The sequence below is a fragment of the Micromonospora sp. DSM 43699 genome, assembly GCF_055517075.1.
In genome coordinates this window covers 67,299-85,303 of sequence record NZ_JBTMMT010000014.1, presented here as the reverse complement: position 1 = coordinate 85,303, position 18,005 = coordinate 67,299, and the positions used below count along the sequence as shown (strand labels likewise).

The following is an 18,005-nucleotide window of genomic DNA, read 5'->3' as shown; positions in this document are numbered from 1 at the left end:
ATCCTGATCAGGTCCGGGCAGGTCGGGGTGGGCGGGGCCGTCGGGCGCGTCGGGACGGCCGCTGAGCGCGCCGGCCGGCACCTGGGGTGTCGCGGTCCCCAGCGGCCCGGACTAACCTCGGCCGGGTAGGAGACGCAGGTCACCCCGACGAAGGAGTCACCGCATGAGCGAGGCCTTGGCCAACCTGCTGAACGAGACGCGCCAGTTCCCGCCGCCGGCCGCACTCGCCGCGGAGGCCAACGTCACCGCCGGCGCGTACGACGAGGCCGGCGCGGACCGGCTCGCCTTCTGGGAGCGGCAGGCCGGCCGGTTGGCCTGGGCCAAGCCGTGGGACGAGGTGCTCGACTGGTCGAACCCGCCGTTCGCGAAGTGGTTCGTCGGTGGCCAGCTCAACGTGGCGTACAACTGCCTGGACCGGCACGTGGAGGCTGGCCGGGGCGACCGGGTGGCGATCCACTGGGAGGGCGAGCCGGGCGACACCCGCACCCTCACCTACGCCGACCTGCACCGGCTGACCTGCCAGGCGGCGAACGCGCTCACCGACCTGGGGGTGGTCGCCGGTGACCGGGTGGCGATCTACCTGCCGATGATCCCCGAGGCGGCGGTGGCGATGCTGGCCTGCGCCCGGATCGGCGCGACCCACAGCGTGGTCTTCGGCGGCTTCTCTGCCGACGCGCTGAGCAACCGGATCCAGGATGCCAGCGCCAAGGTGGTGATCACCGCCGACGGCGGCTACCGCCGGGGCAAGCCGTCGGCGCTGAAGCCGACGGTGGACGAGGCGGTGGCGAACTGCCCGTCGATCGAGCACGTGCTGGTGGTCAGGCGCACCGGCGAGGAGGTCGCCTGGTCGGCGAAGGACCACTGGTGGCACGAGACGGTCGAGACGGCCCCGGCGGAGCACACCGCCCAGCCGTTCGACGCCGAGCACCCGCTGTTCATCCTCTACACCAGCGGCACCACCGCCCGGCCGAAGGGCATCCTGCACACCACGGGCGGTTACCTGACCCAGGCCGCCTGGACGGCGCACGCGGTGTTCGACCTGAAGCCGGAGACCGACGTCTACTGGTGCACCGCCGACATCGGCTGGGTCACCGGGCACTCCTACATCGTGTACGGGCCGCTGGCCAACGGCGCGACCCAGGTGATGTACGAGGGCACCCCGGACACCCCGCACAAGGGCCGGTTCTGGGAGATCGTCGACAAATACAAGGTCAGCATCCTCTACACCGCGCCGACGCTGATCCGCACCATGATGAAGTGGGGCGAGGACATCCCGGCGGGCTTCGACCTGTCGTCGCTGCGCCTGTTGGGCAGCGTCGGTGAGCCGATCAACCCGGAGGCGTGGATGTGGTACCGCCAGCACGTCGGCCGGGGCGAGCTGCCGATCGTGGACACCTGGTGGCAGACCGAGACCGGCGCGATCATGATCTCCCCGCTGCCCGGGGTCACCGCGACCAAGCCGGGTTCGGCGATGACGCCGCTGCCCGGCATCGTCGCCGACGTGGTGGACGACCAGGGCCGGTCGGTGCCGAACGGCGGGGGCGGCTACCTGGTGCTGCGCGAGCCGTGGCCGTCGATGCTGCGCACCATCTGGGGCGACGACAACCGGTTCATCGAGACGTACTGGTCCCGGTTCGAGGGGATGTACTTCGCCGGTGACGGGGCCAAGAAGGACGACGACGGGCACATCTGGCTGCTCGGCCGGGTCGACGACGTGATGCTGGTGTCCGGGCACAACATCTCCACCACCGAGGTCGAGTCGGCGCTGGTGTCCCACCCGGCGGTGGCCGAGGCGGCGGTGGTCGGTGCGACCGACCCGACGACCGGGCAGGCGATCGTGGCGTTCGCCATCCCACGCGGCACCGCCGACATCTCGGGCGAGGCGGGCGAACAGCTCATCACCGAGCTGCGCAACCACGTGGCCAAGACGCTCGGCCCGATCGCCAAGCCCCGGCAGATCATGCTGGTGCCGGAGCTGCCGAAGACCCGTTCCGGCAAGATCATGCGCCGGCTGCTGCGGGACGTGGCGGAGAACCGGTCGCTCGGCGACGTGACCACGCTCCAGGACTCCTCGGTGATGGAGCTGATCTCCTCCGGACTCGGCGGCGGGAAGTCCGACGAGGACTGACGCCAGGCGTACCCCCGTCGGTGGGTGCCGGTCCGCGCGGACCGGCACCCACCGGTCTTTTTCAGGGGTACGAATCGGTCGGTAGGCCGAGCCGACTCGGGCTGAACGGGCAGACGCGTCGACGCCCCCTTCCGGTCGCGAACCCTCCTCATCTAGGTTCAGCGATATCGACTGGGTTCGACGTACGTCTCACCGGCGATCCCTCTCCCATGCCCGAGAAACGGACATGCCCGAGAAACGGAGTGGCATGAACAATCTCCCACCCACCGGAGCACGCCGACGCCTCCTCGTCGCGCTGCCCACCCTCGCCCTCGTCGCCGCGTCGCTGACCGTGACCGGCAACGCGGCGGCCCACCCCGCCGGCCCGGCGACACCGACCCGGATCGGGGCCGACGAGTACTACCTCAACTACGCCGAACCGGAGGTGCAGCCGGACACCGCCGGCAAGGAGGTGCGCGGCGCCGACGGGATCCTCACCTCGGCGGCCGACGAGGCCCGTGCGTACGACCGGAAGTTCGCCGGCGGCAACCCGCTGGCCGCCCGGGAACTGGCCCGCAACGAGGCGCGGGCGATCCGCACCGGGCAGAGCCCGCGCACGTTCAAGAAGGCCAAGAGCACCCAGACGGCCAAGCTGCTCACCCTGCTCGTCGAGTTCAACGAGCAGGCCAACGACGACTTCACCGGGGTGATGGTCCCCAAGACGGTCTTCGAGGACCGCACCTGCGTGCCCGGCACCGTCCAGAACGGACCTAAGCACAACAACATCCCGAACCCGGCGACCCTTCCGCACGAGGACAACAACTCGATGTGGGTGCCGGACTTCTCGCCCACCCACTTCGACAAGATGCTCTACACCAAGAAGGGCATCACCGAGCGGGTCCGCAAGGACCTCAAGGGACCGGACGGCAGGAAGGGCATCGACCTGTCCGGCCGCACCATGCACAACATGTACCTGGAGATGTCCAAGGGCGCGTACACGGTGGACGGGCAGGCCAGCCCGTGGATCACCGTACCGCACTCGGAGGGCTGGTACGCGGCCTCGCGCTGCTTCCAGGACGAGACCGGCGCCTGGGTCGCCGGCCGGGAGCAGGCGATGAACGGCCACCCGGACAACCCGCAGGGCGCGGGGCGGCTCGCCACCGACGCGATCGACGCGCTGGCCGCGGCCGACCCGAACTTCCCGTGGGCCGACTACGACATCGAGGACCAGGGCGACCGGGACGGCGACGGCAACGTCAACGAGCCGGACGGGGTGATCGACCACCTGGTGCTGGTGCACGCCGGTCAGGGCAAGTCCCGGGGCGGCGGCGACCAGGGCGTGTACGCGGTCTGGGCGCACTCCTCCACGGTCGCCGGCGGCTACGCCATCCCCGGCACCACCCTGAAGGTGTCCAACTACATCGTCCAGCCGGAGGACGCCGGGGTCGGGGTCTTCGCCCACGAGTTCGGGCACGACCTGGGCCTGCCGGACCTCTACGACACCTCCGGCAACGCCGACTCGGACGTCGACTTCTGGGACCTGATGGCGTCCGGCTCGCACAACGGCGAGATCTTCCAGGCGCTGCCGACGCACATGGGCATCTGGGACAAGTGGGTGCTCGGCTGGGCCGACCCGCTGACCCTCGCCCCCGGCTCCCGGACCCGGACGGCACCCCTCGGGCAGACCTCGCGTACCCCGGTGGGCACCCAGGACGGCATCAAGATCGACCTGCCGGACAAGGTGGTCACCCTCGCCCAGCCGCACAGCGGCACCGGGATGTGGTACAGCGGCTCCGACCAGGCCTGGGCGGACGTGAAGCTCGGTCGGCAGGTGGCCGTTCCGGCCGCCACCGACGCGAAGTTCTGGATGTGGAACAACTACGTCATCGAGGAGGACTGGGACTACGGCTTCGTCGAGGTCTCCACCGACGGCGGCGCCACCTGGGCCGAGCAGAAGGTCTACGACGCGGCCGGCGCGCTGGTCTCCACGAACGACGGTTACGCCGACCCGAACGGCCGCATGGTCGACTTCGGCAACAAGAAGTACGGCCTGACCGGCAGCACCGCCGGTTGGCGGCACGACTGGATCGACCTGTCGGCGTACGCCGGGACGACCGTGCAGGTGCGGCTGCGGTACGCCACCGACGAGGCGTTCCAGGAGCGCGGCTGGTTCGCCGACGACCTCTCGGTCACCGGCGGCGGGGCCACCACCTTCAGCGACGACGTGGAGAACGGCACGAACGGCTGGACGCTGACCGGCGGCACGTTCACCGACACCACCGGCGCGGGTTGGCACATCGACCCGGGCACCCAGGTCAAGTCGCAGTACTACCTGGCCGAGTGGCGTAACTTCGACGGCTTCGACATGGGTCTGAAGTACGCCTACGACACGATCTACTCGCACGAGGCGTGGAAGGTCGACCGGATCTCGTACAACGCGCCGGGGATGCTGGTGTGGTACCGGGACACGATGCTGGGCGACGTCAACCACGTCACCGGGCAGATGACCGCGCTGCCCAGCTACGGGGCCAAGGGCGGGTTGCTCATCGTGGACTCGCACTACGACCCGCTCCGTCGTACCGGTGAGGCGGCGACCAAGGATCCGTCGGTGCTCGACAATCTGCCGAGCCGGCCGCAGTCGGCCAACGCGGCGTTCTCGCTGACCAGGACGTACCCGTTCACCGAGTGCCTGGAAGCGGCGGACGAGCCGTACAGCGCGTACTGCACCAAGTTCGGTCGGCAGGCCCCGGTGTCCACGTTCACGGACGCCAAGGGCTGGTACCCGGGCATCGAGATGCGCGACGGCGCGGCGTACGCCCGGGACAACGACGCATCGGTGGTCGTCCCGTCGCGGGGCAACAAGCCCTACACGACCCGGGTGGTGAACCCGGACGGCACGCCGGCCACCGAGTTCTACGGTGTGACGCTGGGCGGTGGGGCGATCGTGCTCGGCACGGGCAACCCCTCCGACGCCAAGGTCCGGCACGGCGTCTCGATCAAGATCCTGTCGGCCGCGCCGGACAACTCGTACGCGGTCGTCCAGATCACCCCGGCGAAGAACTGAGCCCCGCGCCGGGCCCTCCGGCAATGCGGTGGTAAAGGTCAGTAACTGACCGATTGGTGGACAGTGGGCCGGTGGCGGAGAAGCCACCGGCCCACTGTTTCACGCATCGCGGCAATCCAATCGAAATACATCACTATAATTCCGGCCGGGGCGTCCGCACTGCTCATGACCGTTGGTGAACACCCGGTGTGTGACGGTGAAAAGCGTTCCCATCAAAATCTTGCAACAAATCGACGCGGACATCTTCCCACCCGTCCCAGCAGTGTCTATGTTCACCATGGGTCCCACTAGTGGGACGTCTCACGCCGGCCCGTACCCCCGTTGGGCCGGTTCCCTCACACCGGAGGTACCACGTGCGCAAAGTCGCAGTGGGTCTGCTCGGGCTCTCGCTGACGGCGACAGGTCTGGTGACGGGCGCGTCCGCCAGCGCCGCGCCGGCACCGAAGCTCCCGACGGCGGCCCCGTCGGTCGCGGAACCCCAGGCGGACCACGATCTGCCCAACCCGCTGGAAACCAAGCGGCGGGCGCTGCGCCAGGAGGGCCTCAGCGAGGTCCTCTCCGGCAAGTCCAAGGCGCAGAAGATCAACGGCAGCACGGTCGTCAAGGTCGGCAAGACCCAGGCTGCGGGCAAGAACAACGCCCGGACGACGGCCTCGGGCGTCGCCCAGACGCAGGACCAGTACGTCGAGTTGGGCCGCGAGCGGACCGACAAGATCTTCGTCATCCTCGCGGAGTTCGGCAACGAGCGGCACCCGAGCTACCCGGACCGGGACACCGACCCGAACACCCCCGGGCCGACCCGGTTCGACGGGCCGCTGCACAACGAGATCCCGGCCCCCAACCGGGCGGTGGACAACTCCACCGTCTGGCAGGCCGACTACAACGCGGATCACTTCCGCAAGATCTACTTTGGTACCGGCCAGGGTGACGAGTCGCTGAAGCAGTACTACGAGGCCCAGTCCTCGGGTCGCTACAGCGTCGACGGCGAGGTCACCGACTGGGTCAAGGTCAAGTACAACGAGGCCCGGTACGGCCGCTCCAACGGCTACCCCTGCGCCTCGAACGTCTGCAACAACACCTGGAACCTGGTCCGGGACGCCGCCAACCAGTGGGTCGCCGACCAGAAGACCGCCGGTCGCACCGACGCCCAGATCGCCGCCGACGTCAAGTCGATGGACGAGTGGGACCGGTACGACTACGACGGCGACGGCAACTTCAACGAGCCGGACGGCTACATCGACCACTTCCAGATCGTCCACTCCGGCGGCGACCAGGCCGACGGTGACCCGATCCAGGGTGAGGACGCCATCTGGAGCCACAGGTGGTACGCCTTCGCCTCCGACCAGGGCAACACCGGTCCGTCGACCTTCCCGGGCGGCGGCACCCAGATCGGCAACACCGGCGTCTGGATCGGCGACTACACCATCCAGCCGGAGAACGGTGGCCGGAGCGTCTTCTACCACGAGTACGGTCACGACCTCGGTCTGCCGGACGACTACAACGTCATCAACAGCGGTGACAACAACAACGAGCACTGGACCCTGATGGCCCAGAGCCGGCTCGGCGCCAAGAACGACGGCGGCATCGGCGACCGGGGCGGCGACCTCGGTGCCTGGAACAAGCTCCAGCTCGGCTGGCTCGACTACGAGACCGTGGTGGCCGGCCAGAAGAAGACCCTGGAGCTGGGCCCGCAGGAGTACAACTCCGACAAGGCGCAGGGTGCCGTGGTGGTACTGCCCCAGCGGGAGTACAGCTTCCAGAACGGCAAGCCGTTCGAGGGGACCAAGCAGTTCTTCTCCGGTAACGACGACGACCTGAACACCACGATGACGCGGACGATCGACCTCACCGGGAAGACCAGCGCCGCGCTCACCATGAAGGGTCGTTACTCGATCGAGGAGGACTACGACTACCTCTTCTTCGAGGCCAGCACCGACGGTGGCCAGACCTGGGCCACCCTGCCGGGTACCGCCAACGGCAAGGCCCTCAAGGAGCTCTCCCCCGGGCGCTTCGCCCTGGACGGCTCCAGCGGCGGCCAGTGGGTCGACGTCAACATCCCGATGAACGCGGCGGCCGGCAAGGCGGTGCAGTTCCGGCTGCGCTACCAGACCGACGGTGGCGTCTCGGAGGGTGGCTTCTACGGTGACGCGATCACCGTCACCGCCGACGGGCAGACCGTGCTCACCGACGGTGCCGAGGCCGGTGCCGCCGGCTGGACCCTGAACGGGTTCAGCGTCGTGGCCGAGACCTACACCCGCAAGTTCGACAACTACTACATCGCCGGCAACCGGTCGTACGTGTCGTACGACCAGTACCTCAAGACCGGCCCGTACTACTTCGGTTACGCGAACACCCGCCCGGACTACGTGGACCACTACGCGTACCAGGAGGGTCTGCTGATCTCCTACTGGAACCTCCGGTGGGCCGACAACGACACCTTCGACCACCCGGGCGAGGGTCGGAACATGATCATCGACGCGCACCCGGAGCCGCTCTACAACCTGACCGGCGCCCCCTGGCGGGCCCGGGTCCAGGTGTACGACGCGCCGTTCAGCCTGAAGAAGGCGGACTCGTTCACGCTGCACATCAACAGCGTGCCGCAGTACGTCCGCGGCCAGGCCGCGCAGCCGCTGTTCGACGACACCAAGCAGTACTGGTACCCGGAGCTGCCGAACCACGGCGTCAAGGTTCCGGCGACCGGCACCAAGATCAAGGTTGTGGAGCAGAACGGCACCTCGGTGAAGGTCCGCTTCTCCTGATCCGCTGATCAGCGCACCACCCGCTACACCCCGATGCCCGGGCAGGTCTCCTGCCCGGGCATCGGCCCTTTTCAAGGGCTGGTGCAGCCGCCCCGGCCGCGCAGGAGGGGTGCCGACCCACCGACGACGTGGCACGCTGGCTCTGCGCGTACCCATGCCGGGTGCGCCGGGAACGGAGGCACCGTGACCGACGACCGGACCCCGACCACCCCGCCCGCCGGCCGCCCGGCGGCGCTCTCCGCCACCCCGCCGCCCACCCTGCGGCGACCGGCCTCGCCCCCACGGCACCCCACCGACCAGCGCCGACCGGACCGGCTCGCCGGCCGGATCACCCACGGTGGCGACGGCCCGTGCTACGGCCTGGTCACCGACGACGGCCGGGAGTACGCGCTGCACGGCCCCGGCATGGGCACCTTCACCACCGGCACCACCGTGCTGGTCACCGTCGGCCCGGCCGACCCGACCGGCACCTGCGGCCCCGGCACACCTGTCGGCATCGTCGAGATCCGCGTGGTGCGCTGACCCCGATCGGCCCGGCGTCGGCGCTCCCGGTGGCCCCCGCTCCACCGGTCCGGCCGCCCCGCTCCACCGGTCCGGCCGTGCCGTACGGGTCGGCGGGGCGATCGACAGGCACCGAGGTCCTAGGCTGTGCCCCATGACCGAGCAGCGTGGCGGACCCGTCGACGAGTCCTGCGTCCTCACCGAGGGACCATGGACACACCGGTTCGTCGGCGCGAACGGCAGCCGGTTCCACGTCGTCGAGGCGGGCACCGGCCCGATGGTGCTCTTCCTGCACGGCTTCCCCGAGCACTGGTGGGCCTGGCACGCCATGCTCCCGGCCGTCGCCGACGCCGGCTTCCGGGCCGTCGCGGTGGACCTGCGTGGTTACGGCGCCAGCGACAAACCACCCCGGGGGTACGACGGTTACACCCTCGCCGCCGACGTCGCCGGCCTGATCCGCGCCCTCGGGGAACGCTCTGCCACCGTGGTCGGCGCCGGTTCGGGCGGCCTGATCGGCTGGACGGCCGCCTCGTTCCACCCCACCCTGGTACGCCGGCTGGTAGTGCTCGGCGCACCCCACCCGCTGCGGCTGCGCGCCGCGATCTTCGCCGACCCGCGCGGTCAGTTCGCCGCCGCCACCCCGGCGTTGAAGTTCCAGCTCCCCCGGTACGAACACGTGCTCACCCGCAACGACGCCGCCGAGGTGCCGGAGATGCTGCGCCGCTGGGGCGGGCCGCAGTGGGTGGCGGGCCCCGAATTCGCCGGCTACGCGCAGCGCTGCCGGGAGGCGATGTTGATCCCGCAGGCCGCCTTCTGCGCCCTGGAGGGCTACCGGTGGGCCTTCCGCTCGGTGCTGCGGTTGCACGGCTACCGGTTCGTCCGGTTGATGCAGAAGCCCCTGGTCACACCCACCCTGCAACTGCACGGCGCCGTCGACGTGGCCTCGCTGCCGCGCACCGCGCAGGGCTCCGGCCGCTATGTCAGCGCCCCCTACGAGTGGCGGCTGCTCGACGGCGTGGGCCACTTCCCCCACGTGGAGGCCGGCGACGTGGTCCTCGGCGAGATCCTGCGCTGGACGAAATCCTGACCGCACCGGGTCAACGGCTGGCGGCTGGCGGCTGGCGGCTGGCGGCTGGCGGCTGGCGGCTGGCGGCTGGCGGGGTCAGGCTCGTTGTTCGCGCAGGTCGGCGACCTCGGCGGCCGGGGCCCAGCCCTGGTAGACACCGAAGTCGAAGACCTCCAGCCCCATCGCCCGCGCCACCGGCCAGCGGCCACCCGTGTACTCGACCCGCAACCAACCGTCGTGCTCGCCGAGCACGATGAACGGTTGTCCCTGCCAGGTGCAGGTGGTCCGCACGTACGCCAACTCCTCGACCTCGTCGGCCGGGACGACCCGCACGTACCGGCCGGGGCGTACCTCCTCGAAGCCGTCGGCGGGCTCCGGCTGGTAGATCCGCACATGGTCGCCGTCCGGGCTGACCTGGTACTCCCGCCCCTGCCAGCGGGCCACGTAACCGTCCCGCATCACGGTTGGTCCACCCGTCGCCAGACCAGCGCGTCGGTGTCCAGGACGGCGATCACCCGTTCGGTGCCCTCCGCACCGATCCGCCAGAGCTGTGCGCCGTGCGGCAACCGGGCGCTGTCCACCTTGAACTCGGCCACCACGTCGCTGCTCTCCCCCGGGGCGAACCCGTTGCCCCGGAACGGCGCGCGTTCGATGACCCAGCCCTCCATGGCCCGCATCGCCGCCTCGTTCTGCCCGCCGTACGGGATGCGGTAGAGGCTCGGTCGGTACGCCGGCCAGCGCAGCACGTACGCCGCCTCGGCGTCCCGCGCGAAGGGGGAATCCGGGTAGCCGAGTCCGAGTGCGTCGTACAACTCGGCCGGGGTGGTCAGGTGGGCCAACTCCCCGGCCCGGTGCACGAAACCGGAGACCCGGTCGTAGCCCCGTTCGAGGTAGTAGGCGAGCTGGCTGGGGGCGATCGCCTTCTGCATCACCACCGGACGGGACGGGTCGGTGGCCGGCGGAGCGTACCGGGTGCGCTCGGCCGGCACCTCGGCGGCGGCCACCGGTTCGAGATCCGCCTCGTCACCGAGCCCGACCTCGGCCGCCCAGCTGGCCAGGGCGACGATCTGTTCGCCGGGCAGCTTGGCCCCGACCGGAGTGCCCGGGTTGACGGTGAACACCCAACCCGGGTCCGGCCAACACCGGATCAGCTGCACGAACCGGACCTCGATCGTCTCCACAGGCAGTACGTCGTGCTCGGCCAGCCGTTCCGGGGAGGTGTAGACCACCACGCACGTGTCGCCGTCCACGGTGCCGGTACGCCACTCGAAACCGGGCTCGCCGGGCCGACTGCCGGACGCCGAGTCGGGATTGACCGGGAGCAGCACCCGGGCCAGCAACAGGGTGGAGAGGAAACCGTCGGTGCTGCCGGCACCCGCGGCGTCCAGCAGGTTCTCCTCGACCTCGTTGGCGGGCTGGAACGACTCGTCGACGGTGGCGGCAGCCGGGGCAGCCGGGACGTCCTGGGCCGCGACGGGCGGAGCGTCCGGGGTCAGCACGGGTGGAGCGTCCACGGGCGGAGCGTCCGGGGCCGGGGCAGCCGAGGCCGGCACGGGCGGGGTGGACAGCGCGGCGGGAGTCGTGCCTGCACCGGAGGGCGCGACGGTGGCCGGGCCGGGGCCCGACGCCGGGGACATCGACGCGACCCGCTCGGCAGCGGGCGTCCAGAGGTCGTCCAGGTCGGCAGGCGGGCCGGCATCGCGTACCACCGCAGCGGCCGGCGAAGGCGACCCGGCAGCAGGAGCCGCCTGGCCGGCCGTGCCCGGACCTGTCTTGGCGGCCGTGCCCGGACCCGTGGCATCGGTCGTCGGGGCGGGGCCGCTGGCGGTCGGCGGGACGGCGCTGTCGGTGACTGCGGCAACCGACGGGGAGGGCGGCGCAGCCGGCACGGCGACCGGCGTACCCGGAGCGGTGGGAGCCGCATCCGGCGTGGCGGTCGGGGGAGTCGCCGAAGGGGCCGCAACCGTGGGAGGGGCCGGCGGAGCGGCCGGCGCGGTCCGCGCGGCAGCCGGGGTCCACAGGTCGCCGGAGGCGGAGCGGGGCGGGGCGGGGGCCGGAGAGTCCGGCCCGGACGGGGCCGGTCGACCGCGTGCGGCGAGCGGACCGACACCCCCGTTCAGGTTGACCGTGACCTCGGCGTCCGAACCGCTCGTAGCCGGCCCGGGAACGACAGCCGGCCCCGGAACGACAGCCGGCCCCGGAACGACCGGAGGTACGGGAGCCGGCGCGGGAACGGTCGGCGGCGCGGTCGCCGGGGCCGGGACGACGGGCAGGTCCCGGGACTCCAGGATCACCCCCTCTATCACGATGGGCGTGAACCCCCGGCGTGCTGCCGGCGGCCCGGAGACCGGCTCGGCGGACGACAGTGACAGTTCCTCCGCCTCGACCGGCATCGACCCGGTCGAGGCTGCCGCACCGGCGAACGAGTCGGTCGAGGGCCGGGGCTGCCGCACGTCGGACGGGCCGTCCGGGGTCCGCGGCCGGCGGGGCAGGGACTGGGCGGCCTCTGCCGCCGACGGTCCGACCCCGAACGCCCGGGTCGGCTCCTCGGCCAACGGGCCGACCCGGAAGGCCCGGGTCGGTTCCTCGGCCATCGGGTCCACCCGGCGGCCGGCGGTCGCCGTGCCGTTGCCGTTGCCGTCGCCGGGGGCGGACCGGGTGGGCGGAACGGGCGGACCGGCGACCCGGAACGCCCGGGTGGCCTCGTCCTCGGCCGGCTGCGCGGGTGCCGGGCGTCGCCGGGGAAACGGCTGGCCGCCCAGACCGGGCCGGGCCGGCGGGTTGGCCCGCTCACCCGACCGCAGGGGATTCTCCCGTGGTGACCGGGAGGCGCCCCGGGCGGTGGACGGTTCGAAGAACGAGGCACGCCCGTTGGCCGGACCGGTGGGCTCCTCACCCAGTAACCGGCGGCGGGGGACCGTCGTCGGCCTGCCGGCGGTGGCCTGACCGGGCGTTGCGGCGGGGTCGGGGGAACCGGTGCCGACGGACCGACCGTCGACGGGTGGTCCCCCAGGGGCGTCGAGCGGACGGGCACCGGGTGCGACGACCGGACGACCCCGTTCGTCGGTCAGGGCCGTACCCCCCACCGTCCGGGTGACACCCCCCGTAGGCGGCACGGCGGTGGACGGCGGGACCGGCCGGGACGGGGCCCAGCCGGCGGGGCTGGCGGAGAGGTCGGCGGTCGGCTCGACGTCGGACGTCCCGTCGACCCAGGTCCGGCCCGGCGTCTGTTCGCGTTCCGACCGGGACCGCGCACCCGGGGTGCGACCGGGCAGCCGGACGTCACCCCGGGAGAGCTGGGAGACGAACCAGGCGGGCAGGTAACCCTCGATCGGCAGGCCGGGGTTCACCGCCAGCCACCACTCGTGGTTGGGCCAGTCGGCGGCCAGTTCGGCGTAGCGGCTGCGGCGGCACGGACCGGCGGATACACCAAGGCAGGCGTGCATCGCCGCGGCCGAGGTGAAGGCCAACACGTGGGTACGGCCACCGGTGGTCCAGGTGCCCCAACCCGTAGGTGCCGCACCGGCGGCGGCCTGGCCGGCAACCGGGAGGAAGACGTCGGCCCCGGCCAGGATCCGGAAGTAGAGTTCCTGATCACCGGCGCGCAGCGCGTCGCGCATCGCCGTCTCGGCCTCGGTAGCCGGCTCCCAGTCGGTCACGGCCACCTCTCCTCCCCGGATCAGGCCACAGGCGTCGCGTACAACCTACAAGGTGAAAACAGGATCACAATGGGCTGGCCACCGGCGGCAGGCACGGCGACCAGCCCGGGGGATAGCATTCCGTCGCGGAGTCGTCACGACACGGAGGCGGTAGATGTCCCGATCCGGCAGTCGACGGGCAATGACCATCCTGACCGCCGCCCTGCTGGCCGCCCCACCGGCGGCCGTCGTGTCGTCGGTCACCCCCGCCCACGCCGCCCCGGCCTGCGCCACGTCGCCCGCGCCGGCCCGGCCGGTCGCCGCCGTCCCCTGGCCCCAGCAACGGTACGCCCCGCAGCGGCTCACCCCGCTGACCACCGGCACCGGCGTCATCGTGGCGGTGATCGACTCGGGTGTCGACCGACGGCATCCCCAGCTGCGGGGCCGGGTGCTCGACGGCGCGGACTTCCTCGACCCGGGTGGCGACGGCACCCGGGACTGCGCCGGCCACGGCACCGGAGTAGCGAGCATCATCGCCGCCGGGGAGGGCGCCGGGGTGGCCTTCCGTGGGCTCGCGTCCGGGGCCCGCATCCTGCCGGTGCGGGTGAGCGAGCAGCAGGTCGTCGAGGGGCGGGAGTCGGGGCGTACGGTCAGCGCCGCCGGTTTCGCCCAAGCCGTCCGTTGGGCGGTGGACCACGAGGCCGACGTGCTCAACCTCTCCGTCGTGCTGTACGCCGACGTCCCCGCCGTGCGGGACGCGATCGACTACGCGGTCCGGCGGGACGTGGTCGTGGTGGCCGCCGCCGGCAACCTGCACGACGGCGGCGACCCGCTGCCCTACCCGGCGGCGTACCCGGGGGTGCTCGGCGTCGGGGCGGTCACCCCGACGGGCGCCCGTGCGCCGTTCTCGCAGATCGGCCCCTACGTCGACCTGGTCGCCCCTGGCAGCGACGTGCTGATGGCCGCACCGGGGCGGGGCCACCAGCGCGCCGAGGGAACCAGTTACGCCGTCCCGTTCGTGGCGGGCACCGCGGCGCTGCTTCGGCAGTACCGGCCGGAACTCGATGCCGGGGAGGTGACCCGCCGGATCGTGGGCACCGCCGATCCGGCGCCGGGCGGGCCACGGGACGGCTACGGGGCCGGGGTGCTCAACCCGTACCGGGCGGTGGTGGAGACCGGCGCCGACCCCCTGCCGGCCGCCCGACCGACGATGGGCCTGCCGGCGGAGCGGGTCGACCCGGAGCTCCTGGCCCGACGGCACCGACGGACGGCGGCCCGGGACCGGGCGCTGCTGGTCGCCGCCGTCACCGGCGGAGCGGTGGCGGTGGCGGTGCTGCTGGCCGTCGTGCTCCCCCGCGGTACCCGCCGCCGCTGGCACCCGGCCGGATCCGCCTGACGGCAACGCCCGACCGATGGGTCGCCGGGCGCTGCCGTCGGACGGTGCCGGTGCCGGTTCACTGGAACAGGCCGACGTTCCGTTTCTCGGTGTTGAGGTAGTCGGCGGCGGAGTCGTCCACCGCGAGTTTGATGTCGCGCAGCATCGCCTGGAGGTCCTGCGAGGCGGAACGCCACCGCGCCTGCCGCTGCTCGTATGCCTGCCGGGCCTCACCGTCCCAGCCGGCGACCAGTGGCGCGGCGTCCCGTTCCAGCTGACCGAGCTGTGAGTCGAGGGTGTTCAGGGCCTTCTGGATGTCCGCGCCGGCCTGGTGCAGCGCGGCGAAGTTGACGACCAGCACACCGTGGTCCATCGGATACTCCTTACCGGGATCTGGTCAGAGCGGCAGGTGGATGCCGCGGTTGGTGCCGGCGACCCGGCCGGCGGCCTCGGTGTCCGAGGCGTCGTACTGCCGGCCTGCGGTGCGGATGGCCGTCGCGGTCTCCCGCAGGGCCCGTTGCAGGGTGGCTTGGTCCTTCCCCCACTGCTGCTTGACCTGCTCGAACGAGCGCCCACCGGCGCCCCGCCAGGCCTGCTGCAACACCTCCAACTCGGCCATCAGGCCGGTCAGCATGGCCTGCAGGGACTGGTCCACCTGCTCGAACTTCGTGGCGGTGTGCTGCATCACCGCAGCCTCTGCCTGGGTCTGGGACACCCGGACGTCACCTCGTCTCCTCGGTCGGAGCCGACCTCGCACCGTCCATTCCGGACGGTCGCCGCCCCCGGCACGGGCCTGGGCGGACATGGTCGGCGAACTCGTCGCTGACGGTAGTCGCACGATCGCGGTTGTGCTACCCCGGCGACATCCCCTGTGGACAACCACAGTGCCACCGGGGTCACGACCACGGTCTCCATCGGACCGACCAGGCCACTACCATGGGTCACGCCGCCGTAGCGTTCAGGTCCAGGCGCCACCGTCCCACCGGACGGAACGGCCCGAACAGGCCCGTACACAGGTATCCCCCGGGCAGTCGGCCACCGGGGCTCGCGGCGGGCGCAACGGCGCGACGGAGGAGGTGCGGTGACGGCGAGCACGACCGATCGGCCGGTCCGGCGTCGACCGCCGCCGGCCCACGGGGCTCCGCACCGGGCCCGCCCGGGTTCCGCCGTACGCCCGGGTCAGGTGGTCGCCGCGCAGGTCGCGATGGCGTTGCCGGTGGCCGCGTACGGTCACGGGCCCGGTGCGGCCGCGCTCGCCGCTGTCGGGGCGGTCGTGCTGGCCGGTCTCGGTTGGGGGCGCTGGCGTGGGCGGTGGCTCTTCGACTGGTGGGGTGCCGCCACCGGCTACGCCACCCGACGGCGCGGGCTACCCACCGACGCCACCCCGGCGGCCCTGCTGGGTCTGGTGCTCCCCGACGCCGTGCTGGGCTCGGTGGAGCTGACCGCAGGCCCGACGGGGGTGGTCGACGACGCCGCCGGGTTGACCGTCCTGCTCGACCTCGGCGACCCGGGTGACCTGCTCGGCGACCGGTCGCACCCGCTGCCCGCCCCCGGCACGCTGCTGCCGCCGGCCGGGGCCGAACAACCGCCTGTGCGGGTGCAGTTGCTGCTGCACGCCATGCCCGCGCCGGCGGCGGGGGTGTCCGGCACGGCCGGGACGTCGTACCGGCAGTTGACCGAGGGGCGGCTGCCGGGGCAGGAGCGGGCCCTGCTCGCGGTCCGCGTGCTGCGGGCGCCCGGCTGGTCCGACGCCGACCTGCGCCGGGCGCTCGCCGGCACGGTGCGGCGGATCGTCCGCCGGGTCGGACCGATGCCGGCCAGGCCGCTCGGTGAGCATGCCGCGCTGCGGGTGCTGTGCGAACTGGCCCACCACGACGGCGGACGACCGGTCCGGGAGACCTGGTCGATGCTGCGCACCGGCGACCTGTGCCAGGCGACCTTCCGGTTGGTCAGTTGGCCGGACGCCCGGGTCGATCCGGGCCGCCGGCTGGTGGCCCGGTTGCTGGCCCTGCCGGCGACCGCCACCAGCGTGTCGCTCTGCGTCGGCCCGCGTACCGGCGGCGGCACCGCGCCGCCACCGGCCGAGCTGACGGTACGGCTGGCCACCCCGACGCCGGCCGAGCTGGAACTCGCCGCCGAGGGGTTGTGCCGGCTCGTCGCCGATGCCGGTGGGGAACTGTGCCGGCTCGACGGCGCGCACCTGCCCGGCCTGGCTGCCACGTTGCCGTTGGCGGTACCCGCGGTGGCGGAGGTGACCGCGCCGGAGGCAGACCCACCGGAGCTGACCCTGGACGGGGCCGGGCTGATGGTGGGGGCCAACCGGCACGGCGGCGCGGTGACCGTCCGGCTGTTCCGCGCGGAGGGCACCCGGCTGGTGCTGGTCGGCGGGCTGGCGGCGGCGCAACTGCTGGTGCTGCGGGCGCTGGCGCTGGGTGCCGGGGTCGTCGTGCAGACCGGTCGGCCCCGCGCCTGGGAACCGTTCGTCCGGGGGGTCGGCGGTCAGCAGGGCGGGGTCGCGGTGGTCCCGACCGGTCGGGCGGTGGGCGCGGGCTCGCCGCTGCGGCCACTGCTGGTGGTGAGCGACGCGGGTACCCCGGTGGGCGAGCCGGCGCCGGGGGTGGGCTGGGTGTCCACCCTGGTGGTCCGGGACGAACTGACCCCGACGGACGTCGACACCCTGGGCCGGGCCGACCTGGCGGTGCTGCAGCCCCTCGACCCGGCGGAGGCCGCCCTGGCGGGCACGGCGCTGGGGTTGGGCGGTTCGGCGGAGTGGCTGACCCGGGTCCGGGCCGACATGGTCGCGGTGGTCAACCGTCGGGCGCTGCGGTGGGCGCTACTCTCGCCCACCCCGATCGAGTCGCAACTGGTCGGCCGCCCCGGTCGCCGCTGAGGGGAGCGACCACGGGCGCCGGCCGGCGGAGCAGCAGCCGACCGGGTGGGCGGCACGGATCGGGAGGCCATGATGGGTTCCCCGGGTGGACCGCTCGTGGCACGATCCCGGCCATGGATTTCCTGAAGGGTCTTCTGATCAGGTTGGGCTCCACGGCGGTGGCCTTCTGGCTGGCGACACTGCTCATCCCGGGTATCACGCTCGACACCGACTCGGCCGGCGAGGCGATCGTCACGCTGGTGCTGGTGTCGGTGATCTTCGGGGTGGTCAACGCGGTGCTCCAGCCGATCATCAAGACCGTCGGCTGCGGTTTCTACCTGCTCACCCTCGGGTTGATCGCCCTGGTCGTCAACGGTCTGCTGTTCCTGCTCACCAGCTGGATCGCCGACCAGGCGGACCTGCCGTTCCACGTGGACGGGTTCTGGCCGGAGGCGGTGCTCGGCGCGCTCCTCGTCGGCATCGTTACCTGGATTCTCGGGGCCGTCCTCGACCGCGACTGATCGGTTCCCGGCCACCGCCCCGACCGACAGCGGCATGGCGGTGGCCACCCGCCGGGTCAGGCCGCCCGCAGACGCCACCCGCTGCGAAGCCCACGCCCACCGGGT

Annotated in this window: 12 protein-coding genes; 8 read left to right on the top strand and 4 right to left on the bottom strand. The window is 72.3% G+C overall.

What is annotated here, in order from left to right; all coding sequences use genetic code 11:
• Positions 1-163 precede the first annotated feature (163 nt).
• The 5 genes from acs (at position 164) to AC0AIB_RS10330 (ending at position 9,518) form a co-directional block, all read left to right on the top strand.
• A complete protein-coding gene (gene acs / locus AC0AIB_RS10350) occupies positions 164-2,128 on the top strand; it encodes an acetate--CoA ligase (RefSeq protein ID WP_465096489.1) in 1,965 nt (654 codons plus the stop codon).
• A gap of 247 nt (positions 2,129-2,375) precedes the next feature.
• On the top strand, positions 2,376-5,171 hold the full coding sequence (locus AC0AIB_RS10345; RefSeq protein WP_465096488.1) for an immune inhibitor A domain-containing protein: 2,796 nt from the start codon (positions 2,376-2,378) through the stop codon (positions 5,169-5,171).
• A 368-nt stretch (positions 5,172-5,539) separates the two neighbouring features.
• The gene (locus tag AC0AIB_RS10340) at positions 5,540-7,930 is read left to right on the top strand and encodes an immune inhibitor A domain-containing protein (protein ID WP_465096498.1); all 2,391 of its coding nucleotides are present in this window, start codon (positions 5,540-5,542) and stop codon (positions 7,928-7,930) included.
• Positions 7,931-8,113: 183 nt separating this feature from the next.
• Complete coding sequence (locus tag AC0AIB_RS10335; protein ID WP_328340827.1) at positions 8,114-8,452, top strand: hypothetical protein; 339 nt, start codon at positions 8,114-8,116, stop codon at positions 8,450-8,452.
• 133 nt (positions 8,453-8,585) lie between these two features.
• Positions 8,586-9,518: an alpha/beta fold hydrolase gene (locus AC0AIB_RS10330; RefSeq protein ID WP_328340828.1), complete on the top strand. Its 933-nt coding sequence runs from the start codon at positions 8,586-8,588 to the stop codon at positions 9,516-9,518.
• A 75-nt stretch (positions 9,519-9,593) separates the two neighbouring features.
• Here AC0AIB_RS10330 and AC0AIB_RS10325 read toward each other — a convergent pair whose 3' ends face one another.
• Together AC0AIB_RS10325 and AC0AIB_RS10320 are read right to left on the bottom strand one after the other, a co-directional pair.
• Positions 9,594-9,959, bottom strand: a complete 366-nt coding sequence (locus AC0AIB_RS10325; RefSeq protein ID WP_328340830.1) for a hypothetical protein — start codon at positions 9,957-9,959, stop codon at positions 9,594-9,596.
• On the bottom strand, positions 9,956-13,156 hold the full coding sequence (locus AC0AIB_RS10320) for an SseB family protein (RefSeq protein ID WP_465096487.1): 3,201 nt from the start codon (positions 13,154-13,156) through the stop codon (positions 9,956-9,958). Before AC0AIB_RS10320 ends, AC0AIB_RS10325 begins: the two co-directional genes overlap by 4 nt.
• Before the next feature lie 154 nt (positions 13,157-13,310).
• On the opposite strand from AC0AIB_RS10320, the gene mycP reads away from it, so the two are divergent.
• The gene (gene mycP / locus AC0AIB_RS10315) at positions 13,311-14,531 is read left to right on the top strand and encodes a type VII secretion-associated serine protease mycosin (RefSeq protein ID WP_328340834.1); all 1,221 of its coding nucleotides are present in this window, start codon (positions 13,311-13,313) and stop codon (positions 14,529-14,531) included.
• 58 nt (positions 14,532-14,589) lie between these two features.
• On the opposite strand, the gene AC0AIB_RS10310 is transcribed toward mycP, so the two are convergent.
• Together AC0AIB_RS10310 and AC0AIB_RS10305 are read right to left on the bottom strand one after the other, a co-directional pair.
• Positions 14,590-14,883 (bottom strand): WXG100 family type VII secretion target, encoded by a 294-nt coding sequence (locus AC0AIB_RS10310; protein ID WP_328340836.1) that lies wholly within the window; start codon positions 14,881-14,883, stop codon positions 14,590-14,592.
• A 24-nt stretch (positions 14,884-14,907) separates the two neighbouring features.
• The gene (locus AC0AIB_RS10305; protein WP_328340838.1) at positions 14,908-15,225 is read right to left on the bottom strand and encodes a WXG100 family type VII secretion target; all 318 of its coding nucleotides are present in this window, start codon (positions 15,223-15,225) and stop codon (positions 14,908-14,910) included.
• Positions 15,226-15,591: 366 nt separating this feature from the next.
• Here AC0AIB_RS10305 and eccE point away from each other — a divergent pair, with 366 nt between their 5' ends.
• Positions 15,592-17,400 carry a type VII secretion protein EccE gene (gene eccE / locus AC0AIB_RS10300; RefSeq protein ID WP_465096486.1) on the top strand — a complete coding sequence of 603 codons (1,809 nt, stop codon included), beginning with the start codon at positions 15,592-15,594 and terminating at the stop codon, positions 17,398-17,400.
• A 113-nt stretch (positions 17,401-17,513) separates the two neighbouring features.
• The gene (locus tag AC0AIB_RS10295; RefSeq protein ID WP_328340842.1) at positions 17,514-17,900 is read left to right on the top strand and encodes a phage holin family protein; all 387 of its coding nucleotides are present in this window, start codon (positions 17,514-17,516) and stop codon (positions 17,898-17,900) included.
• Positions 17,901-18,005 lie beyond the last annotated feature (105 nt).

Coding starts and splice junctions, on each gene's coding strand:
- mycP (WP_328340834.1), top strand. CDS start 13,311: ATGTCCCGATCCGGCAGTCGACGGGCAATGACCATCCTGACCGCCGCC.
- AC0AIB_RS10310 (WP_328340836.1), bottom strand. CDS start 14,883: ATGGACCACGGTGTGCTGGTCGTCAACTTCGCCGCGCTGCACCAGGCC.
- AC0AIB_RS10330 (WP_328340828.1), top strand. CDS start 8,586: ATGACCGAGCAGCGTGGCGGACCCGTCGACGAGTCCTGCGTCCTCACC.
- AC0AIB_RS10295 (WP_328340842.1), top strand. CDS start 17,514: ATGGATTTCCTGAAGGGTCTTCTGATCAGGTTGGGCTCCACGGCGGTG.
- acs (WP_465096489.1), top strand. CDS start 164: ATGAGCGAGGCCTTGGCCAACCTGCTGAACGAGACGCGCCAGTTCCCG.
- AC0AIB_RS10345 (WP_465096488.1), top strand. CDS start 2,376: ATGAACAATCTCCCACCCACCGGAGCACGCCGACGCCTCCTCGTCGCG.